13 protein-coding genes, 2 tRNA genes and 1 pseudogene are annotated in these 16,158 nt (G+C 31.8%); 9 read left to right on the forward strand and 7 right to left on the reverse strand.

Annotation, left to right across the window (positions count from 1 at the left end):
• Positions 1-52: 52 nt before the first annotated feature.
• Entirely contained in the window at positions 53-1,459 is a 1,407-nt protein-coding gene (locus LWW95_00530) for a hypothetical protein (protein ID MDL1955528.1), read from the reverse strand.
• 122 nt (positions 1,460-1,581) lie between these two features.
• A complete protein-coding gene (gene mobB / locus LWW95_00535) occupies positions 1,582-2,223 on the reverse strand; it encodes a molybdopterin-guanine dinucleotide biosynthesis protein B (protein ID MDL1955529.1) in 642 nt (213 codons plus the stop codon).
• Positions 2,224-2,291: 68 nt separating this feature from the next.
• Between mobB and LWW95_00540 the strand changes: the two genes are divergently transcribed.
• The 4 genes from LWW95_00540 to LWW95_00555 are packed head-to-tail and all read left to right on the forward strand — an operon-like array spanning position 2,292 to position 7,353.
• Positions 2,292-2,906 carry a molybdenum cofactor guanylyltransferase gene (locus tag LWW95_00540; GenBank protein MDL1955530.1) on the forward strand — a complete coding sequence of 205 codons (615 nt, stop codon included), beginning with the start codon at positions 2,292-2,294 and terminating at the stop codon, positions 2,904-2,906.
• On the forward strand, positions 2,878-5,901 hold the full coding sequence (gene fdnG, locus LWW95_00545; GenBank protein MDL1955531.1) for a formate dehydrogenase-N subunit alpha: 3,024 nt from the start codon (positions 2,878-2,880) through the stop codon (positions 5,899-5,901). The genes LWW95_00540 and fdnG overlap by 29 nt, the downstream gene beginning before the upstream one ends.
• 11 nt (positions 5,902-5,912) lie before the next feature.
• Entirely contained in the window at positions 5,913-6,602 is a 690-nt protein-coding gene (locus LWW95_00550; GenBank protein MDL1955532.1) for a formate dehydrogenase, read from the forward strand.
• Positions 6,583-7,353: a formate dehydrogenase accessory protein FdhE gene (locus LWW95_00555; GenBank protein MDL1955533.1), complete on the forward strand. Its 771-nt coding sequence runs from the start codon at positions 6,583-6,585 to the stop codon at positions 7,351-7,353. Before LWW95_00550 ends, LWW95_00555 begins: the two co-directional genes overlap by 20 nt.
• Here the strand turns inward: LWW95_00555 and LWW95_00560 are convergent.
• The 3 genes and pseudogenes from LWW95_00560 to LWW95_00570 form a co-directional block, all read right to left on the reverse strand.
• A pseudogene (locus tag LWW95_00560) lies at positions 7,346-8,466 on the reverse strand (LTA synthase family protein). The gene LWW95_00555 and the pseudogene LWW95_00560 sit on opposite strands and share 8 nt — an antisense overlap.
• A 781-nt stretch (positions 8,467-9,247) precedes the next feature.
• The gene (locus LWW95_00565; GenBank protein ID MDL1955534.1) at positions 9,248-9,970 is read right to left on the reverse strand and encodes an HD domain-containing protein; all 723 of its coding nucleotides are present in this window, start codon (positions 9,968-9,970) and stop codon (positions 9,248-9,250) included.
• Positions 9,971-10,014: 44 nt separating this feature from the next.
• A complete protein-coding gene (locus tag LWW95_00570; protein MDL1955535.1) occupies positions 10,015-11,739 on the reverse strand; it encodes a YcaO-like family protein in 1,725 nt (574 codons plus the stop codon).
• A 101-nt stretch (positions 11,740-11,840) separates the two neighbouring features.
• Between LWW95_00570 and LWW95_00575 the strand changes: the two genes are divergently transcribed.
• The 5 genes from LWW95_00575 (at position 11,841) to LWW95_00595 (ending at position 14,955) form a co-directional block, all read left to right on the forward strand.
• Positions 11,841-11,914: transfer RNA gene (locus LWW95_00575), tRNA-Gln, on the forward strand.
• Between the two features lie 8 nt (positions 11,915-11,922).
• A tRNA-Glu gene (locus LWW95_00580) sits at positions 11,923-11,998 on the forward strand.
• A gap of 88 nt (positions 11,999-12,086) precedes the next feature.
• Positions 12,087-12,308 (forward strand): hypothetical protein, encoded by a 222-nt coding sequence (locus LWW95_00585; GenBank protein MDL1955536.1) that lies wholly within the window; start codon positions 12,087-12,089, stop codon positions 12,306-12,308.
• A 241-nt stretch (positions 12,309-12,549) separates the two neighbouring features.
• Positions 12,550-13,929, forward strand: a complete 1,380-nt coding sequence (locus LWW95_00590; protein MDL1955537.1) for a mannose-1-phosphate guanylyltransferase/mannose-6-phosphate isomerase — start codon at positions 12,550-12,552, stop codon at positions 13,927-13,929.
• Complete coding sequence (locus LWW95_00595) at positions 13,930-14,955, forward strand: potassium channel protein (GenBank protein ID MDL1955538.1); 1,026 nt, start codon at positions 13,930-13,932, stop codon at positions 14,953-14,955.
• On the opposite strand, the gene LWW95_00600 is transcribed toward LWW95_00595, so the two are convergent.
• Positions 14,926-15,651: an rRNA pseudouridine synthase gene (locus LWW95_00600; GenBank protein MDL1955539.1), complete on the reverse strand. Its 726-nt coding sequence runs from the start codon at positions 15,649-15,651 to the stop codon at positions 14,926-14,928. The two genes, LWW95_00595 and LWW95_00600, sit on opposite strands and share 30 nt — an antisense overlap.
• A complete protein-coding gene (gene scpB / locus LWW95_00605; GenBank protein MDL1955540.1) occupies positions 15,651-16,154 on the reverse strand; it encodes an SMC-Scp complex subunit ScpB in 504 nt (167 codons plus the stop codon). The genes LWW95_00600 and scpB overlap by 1 nt, the downstream gene beginning before the upstream one ends.
• Positions 16,155-16,158 lie beyond the last annotated feature (4 nt).

Consider the following 16,158-nt stretch of genomic DNA (forward strand, 5'->3'; position numbering starts at 1 on the left):
AATAAAAAAGCCCCTGAGATATTATCTCAGGGGCTTTAAAATCAAATTTTAACTAGAAGTTAATTTGGATCGCATTAATTAAAGCAACAGCATCAGAAGCTTTTGCAACTTTATTACCATCAGCATCATATGCATCATAATAATCACCTACTTGGAGGTAACCAAATTCAAGATGATAATGGAGATTGTCAGTAATCTTATAAGATGCAACTACATCCCATTCAAATCCAATGTCATCTGCACCATTGATATAATTTCCATTTGCATCTAACCGATCCACAGCAGCCCAGATATAACCAAAGGCAGTAGAGACTTCTAGATTTTCAATTGGCTCAGCACTAGCAAAGAGCTTAAAGAAATAGCAGTTTGAGAGCTCATGATGGGTAATTTCATGTTCTGTGTTACCATCCCAATAATTAACACCATCTGGTGCCATAAGCTGTGGACCAATGGGAAGGTGTCCATAGATTACAAAAGGTGAATACCAGTAGGAGGTATGAAAACCACTTTTTTCAGTTTCTTTAGGAGTTTCACCAGAAAGATAAGCAAATTCAAGACCTACTTTAGCAAGATCCAAATCATAGCTTAAGTCACAAGCTACTGCATAGGCATCTACATCTGCATGTTCTTCATATCCAGTTCCATTTTCCCTAATGTGACCCCACATATAAACAAATTCAACATTTGCAATAAGTTTCTCAAGGGCTACAATTTTTAAAGCATTGCTAATGAAATACTCATCTCCACCATTTCCACTATATACCCTTGCACCAAAATAGGGTGAATATGTAATTGTAGCAATGTCTAAAGGTAATTCTACACTACCAAATATAGAGTATTCATTAAGGTCATCCTTATCTAAAAGAATATCGTCTTCCTCCCACTTTTCAAAACCAACACCTACAAAAAATTTTGGTTGCCGATATACATACTGAATCCTATTCTCATTCATGGACTTAATCAATCCTTTGCCCCAAAATGTCCATTGACGACCTACCTTAAATTCACCACCTAAAATAGGCTCAATATAAGTGAAATAAGCACGCTGAAAAACAATGTGGTCGCCTCCTCTATCCTCCGCTTCACCATTTTCTATATTACCCCAATGATTACCAAACACACCATCATAGCTGTCTTGATGTGTTAATGGATTTGCAGCCATACTGCCATTATAACCTAGTCCTGTATCAGCCTGTGCAAAGAAAGAAAGATTATCACTAATCTTTGCACTTAATTCAAGACGCAATCTATTGTCCCAAAAGGTCATCGCATCGTCATATGTTGCCTTTTGCCATCTATGATGGGCTTTGTCATATTCATACCGCTTACTTGTCCCACCATAATCATAATAAGTGCCTCTGATTCTATAACTACCACTGATGTTTACATCAGCTAGTGCTGGCATCACTAACCCAATTGCCAGCACTAAAGTTAACAAACCTAAAAACCACTTTCTCATTTTCCCCCTCCTCTAAAGAATTTTTAAATTTTTAATTCTTTTTTTACCTTTTCCATCTCACCTCCTTTCTTTACAAATCATCGCTTAATTAGCATTAATAGAAAAATTTGTCAAGAAAATTTTTACTTTCTATAAAAAATATTTAAAGAAATATTTTTTAATTTACTTTCTTCCACACCTTTTAAAGGGATTACCATTGCTTTGATTACCTGTGAGAAGAATTTACGCAAAAATGGATTTAAAGGAATAGATATACCATTTACAAGAAGTCTTATATCTTCTTTTTTGGATTTTTTTAAAAAGGTTTCTTCTATAAAGTCAGTAATAGCTTTTATATTTTCTAAATTAAATTGAGGAATGTTGAATTCTAATGGTTCATCTGTCACTAAAGCAATGACACCTTTTGCACAAAACAATTTGTATCCTTTCCTATGTACTTCTATTTTAGGAAACTTACTAGTTTTTAACCCTTCAATCAAAACAATATCTACATCATTTAAAAGTCTATAAGCTTCCTCAATAATAGAATCTTTTAAATTTTTTATTAAAACAATTTTTTCTTCTGAAGCAAGGATAACAGTATCTGTGCCTATTTGAGTATATCGCCAAGAGTCTTTGCCCTCTTTATCCAAAGAAAAACCTTTAGCTGCATGTTTTAATACGCCTACTTTATAACCTCTTTGTTTTAAATTTACTACTAATTTTTCTATAATAGTAGTTTTACCTACACCATTAGGTCCAATAAAACAGACAAAAGGCACCATTTTTTACCTCCTTCTTTTAGTACATGATGTCTGATTGTCTGTCAATTAATTCTATGTTAAACTTGGACATGACAAGTATTATTTTAAGTGGTGGGAAAGGTTCACGTTTTGGTTCTCATAAAGGACTTATAAAAATTGGTGGTATTCCTATTATTGAAAGAATCTTAAAAATACTAAATCAATTTAGCAAAGAAATTATTATTGTTACAAATGAACCTTTACTTTATTCTTATCTTGAAGTAAGGATTGTAGTGGATATTATTCCATTTAAAGGCCCATTAGGAGGTATTTATACAGGTCTTTTTTATACTAATTTTTTTCCTGCTTTTATTGTTGCTTCTGATATGCCTTTTATATCTAAAGAAGTTGTTTCTTATCTTATTTCTCAATGGGAGGAAAATTTAGATATTTTAATACCTGCTGATGATAAAGGCTATCATCCTCTTTTTGCCCTTTATGGAAAAAGATGTCAGGATATTTTTAAGCAAAAATTGTTAAAAGATAATTTAAGTGTTCATAAGGCAATTAAATATTTAAAGAAAAAGGTAATTCCCATTTCTGTTCTCAATCAAATAGACCCTACTGGTAAATCTTTTTTTAATTTAAATACTCCTGAAGATTTAAAAATAGCAGAGTTATTTGAGGAGGAAAAATATGGAATTGAATCGAAGAGAATTTATTAAACTTTCAGGGGCAGCAATAGCTAGTATAGCTTTAGGTAATCTTGGTTTTAATTTAAGAGAAGCCTATAGTCATTCACAGGTATTAAAAATTAGAATGGCTAAAGAGACAACTACAATTTGTCCTTATTGTGCTGTAGGATGTGGTATTATCTGCCATACAGATTTGGTTACTAAAAAGGTAATTAATACAGAAGGTGACCCAGACCATCCTATTAATGAAGGAGCACTTTGTGCAAAAGGAGCAGCTCTTTTCCAATTAATTAATAATCCCAATAGGATAACTAAACCACTTTATCGTGCTCCTTATAGTGATAAATGGCAAGAAGTGACCTGGGAATGGGCATTAGAAAAGATTGCTAGGTGTGTGAAAGAAACAAGAGATAGATTTTTTATTATAAAAAATGAAAAAGGACAAATAGTAAATCGAATTGAAGCTATTGCCCATGTTGGTAGTGCTGCATTAGATAATGAGGAATGCTGGCTTATTCAAGCTATGATGCGTGCTTTAGGTTTAGTTTATATCGAACATCAAGCACGTATCTGACACAGTGCTACTGTAGCGGCTCTGGCAGAGTCGTTTGGACGTGGTGCAATGACAAATCATTGGATTGATATTAAAAATGCTGATGTAATTCTTATTATGGGAAGTAATCCGGCTGAAAATCACCCCATTTCTTTTAAATGGATAATGGAGGCTAAAAAGAATGGTGCAATTGTTATTCATGTAGATCCAAGATTTACTAGAACCTCTTCCAAAGCAGATTTTTGGACATATCTTCGTCCTGGCACAGATATCGCTTTTTTAGGTGGTATGATTAATTTCATTATTGAAAATGAAAAATATTTTAAAGAATATATAAAAGAATATACCAATGCCTGTTTTATTGTAAATGAGAAGTATGATTTTAATGATGGTCTATTTGCTGGCTATGACCCAAAGACTAAAACATATGATAAATCATACTGGGCTTTTGAAAAGGATTATAGAGGCGTCCCTAAAAGGGATAGAAGTTTGAGACATCCTAGATGTGTTTTTCAACTCCTCAAAAAACATTTTTCCCGTTATACTTTAGATAAAGTTTCTTCTATTACTGGTACTCCTAAAGAAGATTTAAAAAAAGTTTATGAAATTTATGCCTCTACTGGAAAGAGAGATAAGGCTGGAACAATTATGTATGCTATGGGTTTGACACAACATACTACTGGTGTTCAGACTGTTAGAGCAATAGCAATTATTCAACTACTTTTAGGCAATATTGGTATAGCAGGTGGTGGTGTTAATGCATTGCGTGGCGAATCTAATGTACAAGGTTCAACTGATCACAGCATACTTTATCATATTTGGCCTGGTTATCTTAAGGCAGCTCGTGCCTCTTTGCAAACATTAGAGGCATATAACAAAAAGTTTACTCCAAAAAGCAATGATCCAATGAGTGCCAATTGGTGGCAAAATTATCCTAAATATAGTATTAGCTTACTTAAAGCCATTTTTGGAGAAAAAGCAAATAAAGATAATGATTTTGGTTATAATTGGTTACCAAAATTAGATGATAATAAAGATTATTCTTGGTTAACTCTATTTAATGAGATGTATAAAGGTAAAATTAAAGGTTTTTTTGCTTGGGGACAAAATCCTGCCTGTAGTGGTGCTAATGCCAATAAGAATAGAAAAGCTTTAGCAAATTTAGATTGGTTAGTTAATGTTAATATATTTGAAAATGAAACAGGTTCTTTTTGGAAAGGGCCAGGGATGAATCCAAAGGATATTAAGACAGAGGTTTTCTTTTTACCTTGTGCTGTTTCAGCGGAAAAGGAAGGTAGTGTCACTAACAGTGGTCGCTTAATGCAATGGAGATATAGAGCAGTTGAACCTCCATGTGGAGTAAAAACAGATGGTGAAATTATTGTTGAGCTTATGAAAAAAATACGTGAGCTTTATAATAAAGAAGGTGGAGTATTTCCAGAGCCTATTTTAAATCTCAATTGGCCTAATAAATATGATCCACATTGGGTAGCTAAATTGATTAATGGTTATTTTACAAAAGATATTACAATAAAAGGAAAAAAATTTAGAAATGGTGAATTAATACCAGATTTTACATACCTTCAGGCAGATGGTTCTACTTGTTCAGGTAATTGGCTTTATTGTGGTAGCTATACAGAAAAAGGTAACATGGCAGCTAGAAGAGATAGAACTCAAACAGAAATGCAGAAAAGAATTGGACTTTTTCCTAATTGGGCATGGTGTTGGCCAGTTAATAGGCGCATCCTTTATAATCGTGCTTCAGTAGATAAAAAAGGGCAACCTTGGAATCCAGTCAAAGCAGTAATTAAATGGACAGGTGAAAAATGGATTGGAGATGTGCCAGATGGTGAATGGCCACCTCTTTCTTATGGTAAGAAATCCCGTTATCCATTTATTATGAAGATAGAAGGTCATGCCCATATCTTTGGCATTGATTTAATAGATGGCCCATTTCCAGAATATTATGAACCATTAGAGTGTCCCATTGAGAAAAATATTATGTCATCTCAAAGAATAAATCCTACTATTAAACTTTATCAAACCAATCTTGATAAATTCTGTACTTGTAATTTGAAATATCCTTTTGTTGCTACTACATATCGTATAACTGAGCATTGGCAAACAGGTGTTTTAACTAGATGGCAGCCTTGGCTTTTAGAGACACATCCACAACAATTTGTAGAAATAAGTGAAGAATTGGCAAAACTAAGAGGGATTAAAAATGGTGATAAAGTAATTGTTGAATCAGTAAGAGGAAAAATAGAAGCAGTTGCTATTGTAACAAAAAGATTACGTCCATTTAAAATTGCCGATAGAATTATACATGTAGTGGGATTGCCTTGGTGTTTTGGTTGGTTAGTGCCTAAAGATGCTGGTGATAGCTCAAATATATTAACACCAAGTGTTGGTGATCCAAATACACTCATTCCAGAAACAAAAGCGTTTATGGTTGATGTGAGAAAGGTATAAAGGAGAAAAGGATGGGGAAGGCATTTTTTATAGACACAAGTAAATGTATAGCCTGTAGAGGCTGCCAGATTGCCTGTAAAGAGTGGCATGGATTGCCTGCTACAAAAACAGAACAATGGGGAAGCTATCAAAATCCAAAAGACTTAAACTTTTATACATATAAATTGGTGCGTTTTAGCGAGTATGAAAAAAATGGCAAACCAGTATGGTATTTTTTCCCAGACCAATGTCGGCATTGTATTGATCCACCATGTAAAAATATTGCGGATAGTTATGTAAAAGGGGCTGTTGTTATAGATAATGAAACTGGAGCAGTTATTTATAATTTAGAATTAATAAAAAAGGTGCCTTTTGATGAGATTAGAGAAGCTTGCCCTTATAATATACCTCGTCAAGACAAAAAGACAGGTATGATTTCAAAGTGTGATATGTGTATTGATCGAATAAAAGCAGGTTTATTACCAATGTGTGTAAAGAGCTGTCCTACTGGGGCAATGAATTTTGGAGAAAGAGAAGAAATGTTAGACTTAGCAAAGAAACGGTTAAAAGAATTAAAAAAGGATTATCCAAAGGCACAGCTTATTGATATAGATGCTGTTAGAGTAATTTATTTAGTATTAGATGAACCTATGCTTTATCATGAATTTGCTATAGCAAGCTTAAAAAAGACTTTTTATCAAAATGCAAAAAATTTTAAATAGATTAGAAAATTTAAAAAAGAAGTATCCTATATATAACAATTTTTTTGATTTTTATGGTAAGATATTAATAACTCGTAAAAATTTTTCTAAACCTAAAATTGAAAGAAATCTGAAAATAAATGAGGAATTTCCTCTTTTAGAAAATTTTAAAATAGACCTGGAACATGCTCAAGGGCTTTTTTTTGTTCTTTGTCAAAATTTAAAAGATATTAAAGAGATTAAATCTAAAATAGAAAAAATAGAAAATTATTATTTAAAGCATCCTCATGAATTAAAAAAAATTTTTAAAGATTTTTTAAAAAAAGGAATAGATAATTTTTTGTTAAAATTTCTTATCTTTCATAGTTTAAAACCTTCTCTAGAAGAATGCATGAAAATAGTGAAAGATAAAATAAAAGATATAAACTGGATAAAAGGATGTTGTCCTATATGTGGTCATTATCCATATATGGCTATTTTAAAAAAAGATGGGAAAAGGTTTGTAAAGTGCGCTTTTTGTAGTTATGAATGGCAAATTGAGCGTATTTTTTGTCCTTTTTGTGGCCAGAAAAATCATGAAAAAATAAAATATTTTGAGGTGGAAAAAGAGCCAGGTTATAGAGTATATGTATGTGATGAATGTAAGCGATATTTAAAAACTGTGGATGAAACTATGATTGAAAATGTAGCTGACTTAGAATTGGTGGATGTGGCTACCCTTTACTTGGATGTCCTTGCGAGGGAAAAGGGGTATAAAAACTATTTTAGTTAAAGTGGCTGTTATACCATCTATTTTGTTTTAACAAGATGTAAAGTGCCTCGTCTATAGAAAGTAAAGTATTTTCTGCTTCTTTCACATCAAAGTTTTTATTAAATGCCTTAGTTTCAAGTTTTTGTTTGTAATTATGTTTTAAATATCCATCTTTTGTCATAAGACCAATATTATTTCCTTCCACAAAAAAGACAAATCTCTTTTTATAATCACCAAAAAGACTTTTTCCTACCGCAGTATATGGTGCTTTTATATTTAAAAGTTCTATTATGGTTGGAATTAGATCTGCCTGAGAGCCCAAATAATTTATCTTTCTATGAGAAAAGAGTTTTGGTGAATAGATAACCAATGGAATCCAAAATCTATCTCGCAAGTCATTTCCCTGAAATCGTCCCAGGGTGTGGTCTGCGGTAAAGATAAAGACTGTATTTTCAAACCAATCGGTCTTTTTTGCTGCTTTCATGAATTCTCCAATGGACCAGTCTGCATAATAAAGGGTATTTAAAAAGCCTTCTAAAGACTCTGGTGCATGAGGGTATTTTTCAAATCTTTTATCTAGCAATATATAAGGTGGATGAGTAGTGCCTGAGAAAAAAAGGCAAAAAATGGTTCTTTTATTTCATCCAGTCTTTCTTTTAAAAACATCAATCCTTCATAGTCGTAACCAAAGGCAGGTTCTTTATCTGTCATGTATCTCTGTCGCATGGGTATATCTTCCTTTCCATAAAATTCCTCAAAACCTAAAGCAGCAGCAATACCTTCCATTCTAAAAGACCGTCTCTTTGAGGTCTGTACAAAAATGGTAGAATATCCATAATCCTTCAAAATCTTCCCCAGTCTTGTTATGTCAACTATCTCAAGTCCTTTGCCTAGATAAGGTAGACCAGGTAAAGTAGGAATTCCCACTAAGATAGCAGCAATGCCTTCTATACTCCTTTGGCCATTGGCATAAAAATTTAAAAACATCAGACCATTTTTTGCTATCTTATCAAAGTTTGGGGTTACACCATAATGAGATTGTGAAAAGCTATCAATGAATTTAGCACTCCAACTCTCGAGCAAAAAGAATACTATGTTATATCTACTAGCAGTTATAAAAAATTTCTTTTTCATCCTCATTAAGGGATAATTTTCATTAATGATAATTTCATCTTTTTCTACTATATATTGCTGGGACAATTTTATCGCTTCAGTTTCATCATAAAAGTTATGGTTTATGTACTTTGTGCTTCTCAAAGTATGATAGGCAGTGAAAACACCATTTAAGACAAGGTTCCCATATTCGGTTTTTCCATATTTGAAAGCATCTATGACATTGATAGGTTTGCCATGAAACTGAAACGTGCCCCTTATTGAGAAGACAAGAAAAACAATGAGCAAAAATAGTCTTATTAATTCAGCACTAAAACGAATCTTTTGTGTTGAATAGTGTTTATTAATGAAACGGTAGATCCATAACAATAAAAAGATTAAAAAAATTATCAAAATAATCAAATGCAGCAGATATTGCTCATATATATGAGTTAGAAGATAATCAATATCATTCATAATGAGAACAGCTTCTGCTCCAATGTGTCTTTTTACATAACCAAAAAACACAATATCGATTGTTAAGATACAGGCTATGATAAAAAGTTCTATCAATACCAATAATGACCAAAATCTGTACCAGCTTTTTCTTAAAATAGGTAGGTTTATCATTAAAAGAAGCATGCCAAGGAAAGTAGCAAAGGTACACAGGTCAAACCTAAGCCCATCCACAAAAGCCATCAGGAACTGTCTAAAATTTAAAGGACTAAATATATCTCTATAAATAAAAAGAAGGAAAAGCCTTGCTGTAAGAAATGTTCCTAAACCTAACGCCAGCAATAAAAGAGAAAGCCTAAGCCTAAAATCAAACCACCTCATTGATTTTTTTCTCTAAATATTTTTCAAGATAAATTTTGATTTTTTTAATATCATCTGTTTTTGGTAAGAAATTAATAAGCTTTTCTATATAGCGCCTTTGTTTGATATAACGATATGTAGGTGTAAAGTTAATATCAAATAGCCAGCTTAATTGCATAAGTTTCATATCATTTGTGGTTTGCATAAGGCTTAAATCTGAAATACGGGAACTTAAAATATCCTCTATAATTTTTTTTGAATAGTCATTCCTTTCAGGCAATTCTAATTCAATGACAGGGTTGTAATGAGCATTTTCATAATATTTAATAAAGACATAAAAAATGTCTAATTTATCTGCATCTCTTATTAATTTAGAATAAAATAAACATTCTGAATCTTCATTTTTTGGTAAAATGCGTTTGTTATGATAAGCAATAGCCTTACAAATTAATTTTTTTTCTCTTTTTGAAATACCTTTAAGTATTTTATTCAATTGCAATATTTTAACACTTAAAAGTGCATGATTTACAGATTTGGCATCCCTGAATGTGCCATATTTATAAAATTGTTCAAATCGACCTAAATCATGAAAAAGTGCAATAGTTTGAGCTAGATAAAGTTTTTCTTTATCAAGCTTTAAATCTTTTCCTATCTGAATGATATTTTTACATACACGATAAGTATGTTCTTTTTTTAATTTTATATTTTCATTATTGCCAAATTGTTTCACATAATTCTTAAACCAATTATGAAAAAAGAGAATATCTTTATAATTCACTTTTGGACAATTCTTAAATAGTTTTTGAATAATCTTTTGTTAAAACTGGAATACCTATCTAAGTCAGGTAACATTTCTAAGCCTGGTACTATTGTCCTTATAACAGGAATATCTAAGTCTTCTTTTGTTAAATTTACATAAATTGGATGAAAACCATTCATCAACAATAATTTTTCTAACATCCATAAATCCTTATTTACATCTCCTGAAGAATAATTTGGAAGTTCTTCATATTTTTTTATTTGAACTCCATCTGTTAAAGGTATTGTTGAATAATCTCCATATAAAAAATATCTACAGGTTAATTCACATAATGCCCTATTAATAGCAATCTTTCCATTTAGATGTGCTCCCCAACCTCTTGAAATTCCACCTCTTTTATGTATAAAAAAGGCTCTGTAACAAGGAATTCCCAATTCAGTTGTTAAATCTAAAAAATATATATGTACACCCCTTTTCCTCCAAGCATCTAAAATATTGCTAATAATTGGGTCTTTTGCTTCTAATAAAAAACATCTATCTAATGAAAATAAACTGACTTTTTCTGAATCTCTCTCTATATATTCCAATAAAGCAGTAAGTTTTGCTTCTTCTATTGTATTTCCTGAAGCTAAACCATTTGTAGAAGTGCCTTGACTATAAATATCTATCTCATCAAAATTTCCTGAAGAAATAAGAAAGGCAAATTGTGCTGGTATATAAATCTCATGACTGCCCATTTCATCAACTTCTTCTGCAATAATCCAATATAGCTCTTGGTTTTCATAAGGGATTTCAAGATTCATTTTATTTGGATCTAAAACATGATATCCTTTTTCTATTAAATCACTATATCTAGCTTTAATTAATTTAAATTCCTTTTTATAACCAATAGACTTGTTATTAGAAAAGTTTGCTAAAGCTGAATATCTTTCTACTATTTCCATTAAAGCAGAAGCCCTTGCCGCATCTTCACTAAAACCTTTTCCATATTCTCCCAAGATTCCCCAAAGTGTCCAATTGTTTTTCCCTACAGATATCTCTATCCGAAAATTCCAATTCCTTATAAAGGCATAAGGACTAATAGAACATGTTAGTTTTATTTCATCATCAAGCAATAATTCTTGAATTTTTGGATTTTTTAAAAGTCTATTTACAGTTTCTTTTGGATCCATACTTCTTACAGCTGTTCCTGTATTAAATGATTTTCCTTCTGTTCCTGAATATACATCCTTAATATGAACCATTTTTTTATCTTCAATAAGACTATTTAAATCATAAGGTATAGGAAACTTTATATTATTTAAAGATGGTAAACTCTCATGCATATATTTATTTTTTGCAAATATATCCATCCAAAAACAACGAGTATCAAGATTTTCACTTAAAGACCATCTTATATAGATTAAAGGTGTATGCTTAGCTAAGATTTTTTTATCTATATCATTAAATTTTTTTCTTAAATTAAAAAATTTATTATAACAGATACAAATTTCATAAAAACATGCCAATGATAATAAATCATCTTTTTTCTTTGCTTCTTCTATTAATTCATCAAGTTCATTTTCACTGAGTTTCACTAATTGATATAATAAATATTTATGCATAAATTTATCATTAGGATGAATATGAAGATATTCAAGAATTTCTTTAATAGATATTTCTCTAACAGGTACAATAGAAAGAAGGTCAAAACCAGTACTGAGAGTTAATTGCGCTTTATAAGTTATTTTCTTAATCATATTTTTAAACAAAATTATAATCTAAGAAAGCATTTAAGAAAAGATATTATTTTGACAATAACCTTGACTTTCAACATATATTAAGTTATTTTTAAAATAAATGGCGGATCGTCTAGTGGTAGGACGGCAGGCTCTGGACCTGCTAGCCGGGGTTCGAATCCTCGTCCGCCAGCCATTTTAAATGGTCCCATCGTCTAGTGGCCTAGGATACTGGCCTCTCACGCCAGAGACACGGGTTCAAATCCCGTTGGGACCACCATGAATGCACATTGACATTGTACCTGCAGTCTGTTATTTTCAGAATTACGGAAGTTTAGAAATTTAGATACTTAACAAGGTAATAAGAAATGATTGAAATTATGTTTGAAAAAGATAAAGCAATTTTGAAGTTTCCTAAACAGTTGATGGCTATGGATTATGTTCAACAATTTTTAGAAAAATTACGGGTAGAGTCAATAATTGAAAAAAGCAAATTAACTGAGGAACAAGCGTGGGAATTATCAGAACAAATTAAAGAGGAATGGTGGAACAAGAATAGAGAAAGAATTTTGAAAAGAATAAAGGATTGAAAATACATTGACGGATAGTAGTTTAAAGAAGGCTTTTGAATTATGTGAAGATATAGACGAGAAAGATGTTCCTTTTTTGAACCCTAATTTAGGCGTTCATCACAAAAAGGTTTTGACCCACAAAATGCTCCCCAGGGCTCACCACAGGAGTTAAAGGAAGGATTGACTTAAATATCTAAGAATTATTGACAAATTTATTCCCCTAAAGTAGGAATTAGTAAAATTAAAAAGAGGGAAAAAGATGAAAGTATTTATCCTTGCTGGAGGTAGTGGTACTCGACTTTGGCCCCTTTCTCGTGAGTCCTATCCAAAGCAATTTTTAAAAATTAATAAAAATGCTTCTTTACTTCAGCAAACCATTCATCATTTCTTGAATCTTGTTGTTCCAGAAGACTTGATAATCATTACTAACCAGAATTATTTCTTTCATGTAAAATCAAATTTACGGGAAATGGGACTTAATATACCTCATATTCTCCTTGAACCTATCGGGAGAAATACTGCACCAGCTATTGCTTTAGGGATAAAATATTGTCAAGAAGTATTGAGTTGTTCTTCTAAAGAAGTAATTCTTGTCTCTCCTTCTGATCATATAGTTTCCCCAGAAGAAAAATTTCTTAATTATCTTAAAAAGGGAATTTTGGTAGCAGAAAAGGGTTATGTTGTTACTTTTGGGGTTAAACCTTTAAAGCCAGAGACTGGTTATGGTTATATTAAATTAGGAGAAAAAAAGGATGGGTTTTATACAGTTGAAACATTTATTGAAAAACCAGGGATTGAAAAGGCAAAGGAATTTGTTTCTTCAGGAAATTATTATTGGAATGCTGGTATTTTTGCCTTTCAATTAGATACTATTTTAAAGGAATTTCAACAGCATGTTCCAGATATTTTCCAATTTTTTAAACAAGAATTAGAGATAATGAAAAAACAGTTTGTTAAAATGCCTACTATTTCTATTGATTATGCTATTATGGAAAAGTCTAAAAGATTGGCAGTAATTCCTATGAAACTTTCTTGGAATGATGTAGGTTGTTGGGATGCTGTTTATGATGTTTTGAAAAAGGATAAAAAAAGGAATACAAAAATAGGTGATGTAGTTACCATTGATACAAAAAGTTCTTTTATTTTAGGACAACGTTTAATTGCTGCTATTGGCTTAAAAAATATTTTGGTAGTAGAGACCCCTGATGCCATCCTTATTGCTAAACGTGGTGAGACACAGAAAGTAAAAGAAATAGTAAAAAAATTGAAAGATACTGGAAGAAAGGAATACATTGAACCTATTACCGTTCACCGTCCTTGGGGTAGCTTTACAGTATTAGAAGAAGGAGAGAGATATAAGATTAAAAAGATTGTAGTTTATCCTGGAGGAAGATTAAGTCTTCAGATGCATTATCATCGGAGTGAGCATTGGGTAGTTGTTCGAGGTACAGCCAAAGTGAGGATTGGAGATAAAGAAATGTATGTAAGAGAAAATGAAAGTGTTTATATTCCTAAAACCACACTTCATCGTTTAGAAAACCCAGGTCGAGTTAATCTAGAGATTATAGAAGTTCAAAATGGCGAATATATTGGTGAAGATGATATTGTTCGTTTTGAAGATGATTATGAACGAATATAAATGTCTGATCTTAGACAAATTATTAAGTGCATAATCTTATTTAATTTTATTATCTTATTAGGAATTTGTGGTTATATCTTTATTGAAAGATGGTCTTTTTTAGATGCTCTTTACATGACAATTATTACTCTTACCACAGTAGGTTTTGGTGAAGTACATCCTCTTACTCCTGCAGGAAGAGTTTTTACTTTAATTTTTATTCTATGTGGTGTGGGTGTAGCAGCATATGTGTTTACTACCATAGGTCGCATTTTATTAGAAGGTTATTTAAAACGGGTATTTGGGAGGAAAACAATGGAAAGGAGAATAAAATCTTTAAAACATCACTATATTGTTTGTGGATATGGTCGTATTGGTCGGCATGTTTGTAAGGAACTTTCTCAATATAAAATACCTATTGTGGTTGTAGAAAAAAATACTAATTTGTTAGAAGATATTGAAGAACATGGTTTTCTTTATGTTCATGGAGAGGCTACTCGTGAAGAGGTGTTAATAAAAGCTGGTATAAAAAATGCTGCTGGGCTTATAGCTGTAGCAGGTTCTGATGCTGATAATGTTTATATTGTTTTAACAGCAAAAGAATTAAATCCAAAATTAAACATTATAAGCCGGGCTGGGGAAGAGGATGCAGTAAAAAAATTATTACGTGCAGGAGCGAATAAAGTGATTGCGCCTTATGAAATTGGAGCAAGGAAAATTGCCCGTATGGTAACTCATCCTTTAGTAACAGATTTTATAGAATTAACTGTTTATCGAGGTATTGAATTACAAATGGGAGAGATTCCTATTGGTGAAAAAGCGGAAATAAAAAATGTTTCTCTTAAAGATTCAGGTTTAAGACAAAGGTTTGATGTTATTGTAGTTGCTGTAAGAAAGGCAACAGGTGAAATGATTTTTAATCCTTCACCAGAAACAATCATTGATTCTGGGGATATTTTAATTATATTAGGTAAGTCAGAAAATTTAAAAAAACTTGAGGAGGTAATGGATTCAGCCTCATTTTATACCCATCGCCATATCCTTTAATTTCTTTATCTCTTTCTCAGTGAGAAATCGGTATTCACCTGGTTTTAAATTCCCAAGTTTTAAAGACCCTATTTGAATACGTTTTAAGCGTAATACAGGATGACCTATAGCAGCACACATCCTTTTAATTTGTCGATAACGCCCTTCATGAATAGTTAATTCAATCCAAGCATTGTGTTTAAGAATACTTATGAGTTTTACTTTTGCAGGTAATGTTTTTCCTTCTTCTAAATCTATTCCTTCTTTAAATTTTTTTAACTCCCAATACTTTGGAATACCTTTTACTTTCACTAAATATGTCTTTGGAATTTTATAACGAGGATGAATTAGCAGATTAGCAAAGTCACCATCATTTGTTAATAAAAGAAGCCCTTCAGCATCAAAATCCAATCTTCCAACAGGAAATATTCTTACCGGGATTTGTTTTAATAAGTCTGTTACTTTTGGTCTACCTTTTGGGTCATAAAGTGTGGTAAGATAATATCTAGGTTTATAAAGCATAATGTAAAGAAGTGGGGGGAAGACAAGGCATTTTCCATCTATTTCAATGATTTGTTTTTCTGGATCTGCTTTTGTTCCTAATGATGTGACAATCTTTCCATCTATTTTTACTCTCCCTGCTTGAATTAATGCTTCTGCCTTACGGCGAGAGGTAATACCAGCCCGTGAAAGTATTTTTTGTAGTCTTTGTTTCATTATGAAAGATCAGTCAATTTAGGAAGTTCAGATAAATCTTTAAGTCCAAATACTTCTAAAAAATAAGCAGTAGTAACATAAAGAAGTGCAGTACTGCCCTGTTTTCTACCAGCAGTTTTTATTAAATTGAGTTTAAGTAAAGTTTTTAAACTCATAGAAACATCTACCCCTTTTATAGCCTCTATTTCTTTACGTGTAATAGGTTGACGATAAGCAATAATAGCTAAAGTTTCTAAGGCAGACCGACTTAGCCGAAAGGGGGATTTTTGTTTAAGTGAAACTATATAAGAACGAAATTCAGCCTTTGTTTGCAAACGAAATCCTCCTGCTACCTCTACTAATTCTATTCCATGTTCTGGGGATTGATAATCTGCCTGTAGTGCTTTCAATGCTTGTTTGATATCTTTAACACTATATTCTTTAAGTATTTTTTTAAATTTACTAAGCGTCAAAGGGGTGTCTGCTACAAATAAAAGTGCTTCAAGTACTGCCTTAAGATTCATCAAA

Source organism: Candidatus Desulfofervidus auxilii, assembly GCA_030262725.1.
Classification (GTDB): Bacteria; Desulfobacterota; Desulfofervidia; order Desulfofervidales; family Desulfofervidaceae; genus JAJSZS01.

Bases quoted from the DNA above. Each gene is read 5' to 3' on its own strand.
- LWW95_00530 (MDL1955528.1), bottom strand. From the start codon at position 1,459: ATGAGAAAGTGGTTTTTAGGTTTGTTAACTTTAGTGCTGGCAATTGGG.
- mobB (MDL1955529.1), bottom strand. From the start codon at position 2,223: ATGGTGCCTTTTGTCTGTTTTATTGGACCTAATGGTGTAGGTAAAACT.
- LWW95_00540 (MDL1955530.1), top strand. From the start codon at position 2,292: ATGACAAGTATTATTTTAAGTGGTGGGAAAGGTTCACGTTTTGGTTCT.
- LWW95_00550 (MDL1955532.1), top strand. From the start codon at position 5,913: ATGGGGAAGGCATTTTTTATAGACACAAGTAAATGTATAGCCTGTAGA.
- LWW95_00555 (MDL1955533.1), top strand. From the start codon at position 6,583: ATGCAAAAAATTTTAAATAGATTAGAAAATTTAAAAAAGAAGTATCCT.
- LWW95_00570 (MDL1955535.1), bottom strand. From the start codon at position 11,739: ATGATTAAGAAAATAACTTATAAAGCGCAATTAACTCTCAGTACTGGT.
- LWW95_00585 (MDL1955536.1), top strand. From the start codon at position 12,087: ATGATTGAAATTATGTTTGAAAAAGATAAAGCAATTTTGAAGTTTCCT.
- LWW95_00590 (MDL1955537.1), top strand. From the start codon at position 12,550: ATGAAAGTATTTATCCTTGCTGGAGGTAGTGGTACTCGACTTTGGCCC.
- LWW95_00595 (MDL1955538.1), top strand. From the start codon at position 13,930: ATGTCTGATCTTAGACAAATTATTAAGTGCATAATCTTATTTAATTTT.
- LWW95_00600 (MDL1955539.1), bottom strand. From the start codon at position 15,651: ATGAAACAAAGACTACAAAAAATACTTTCACGGGCTGGTATTACCTCT.
- scpB (MDL1955540.1), bottom strand. From the start codon at position 16,154: ATGAATCTTAAGGCAGTACTTGAAGCACTTTTATTTGTAGCAGACACC.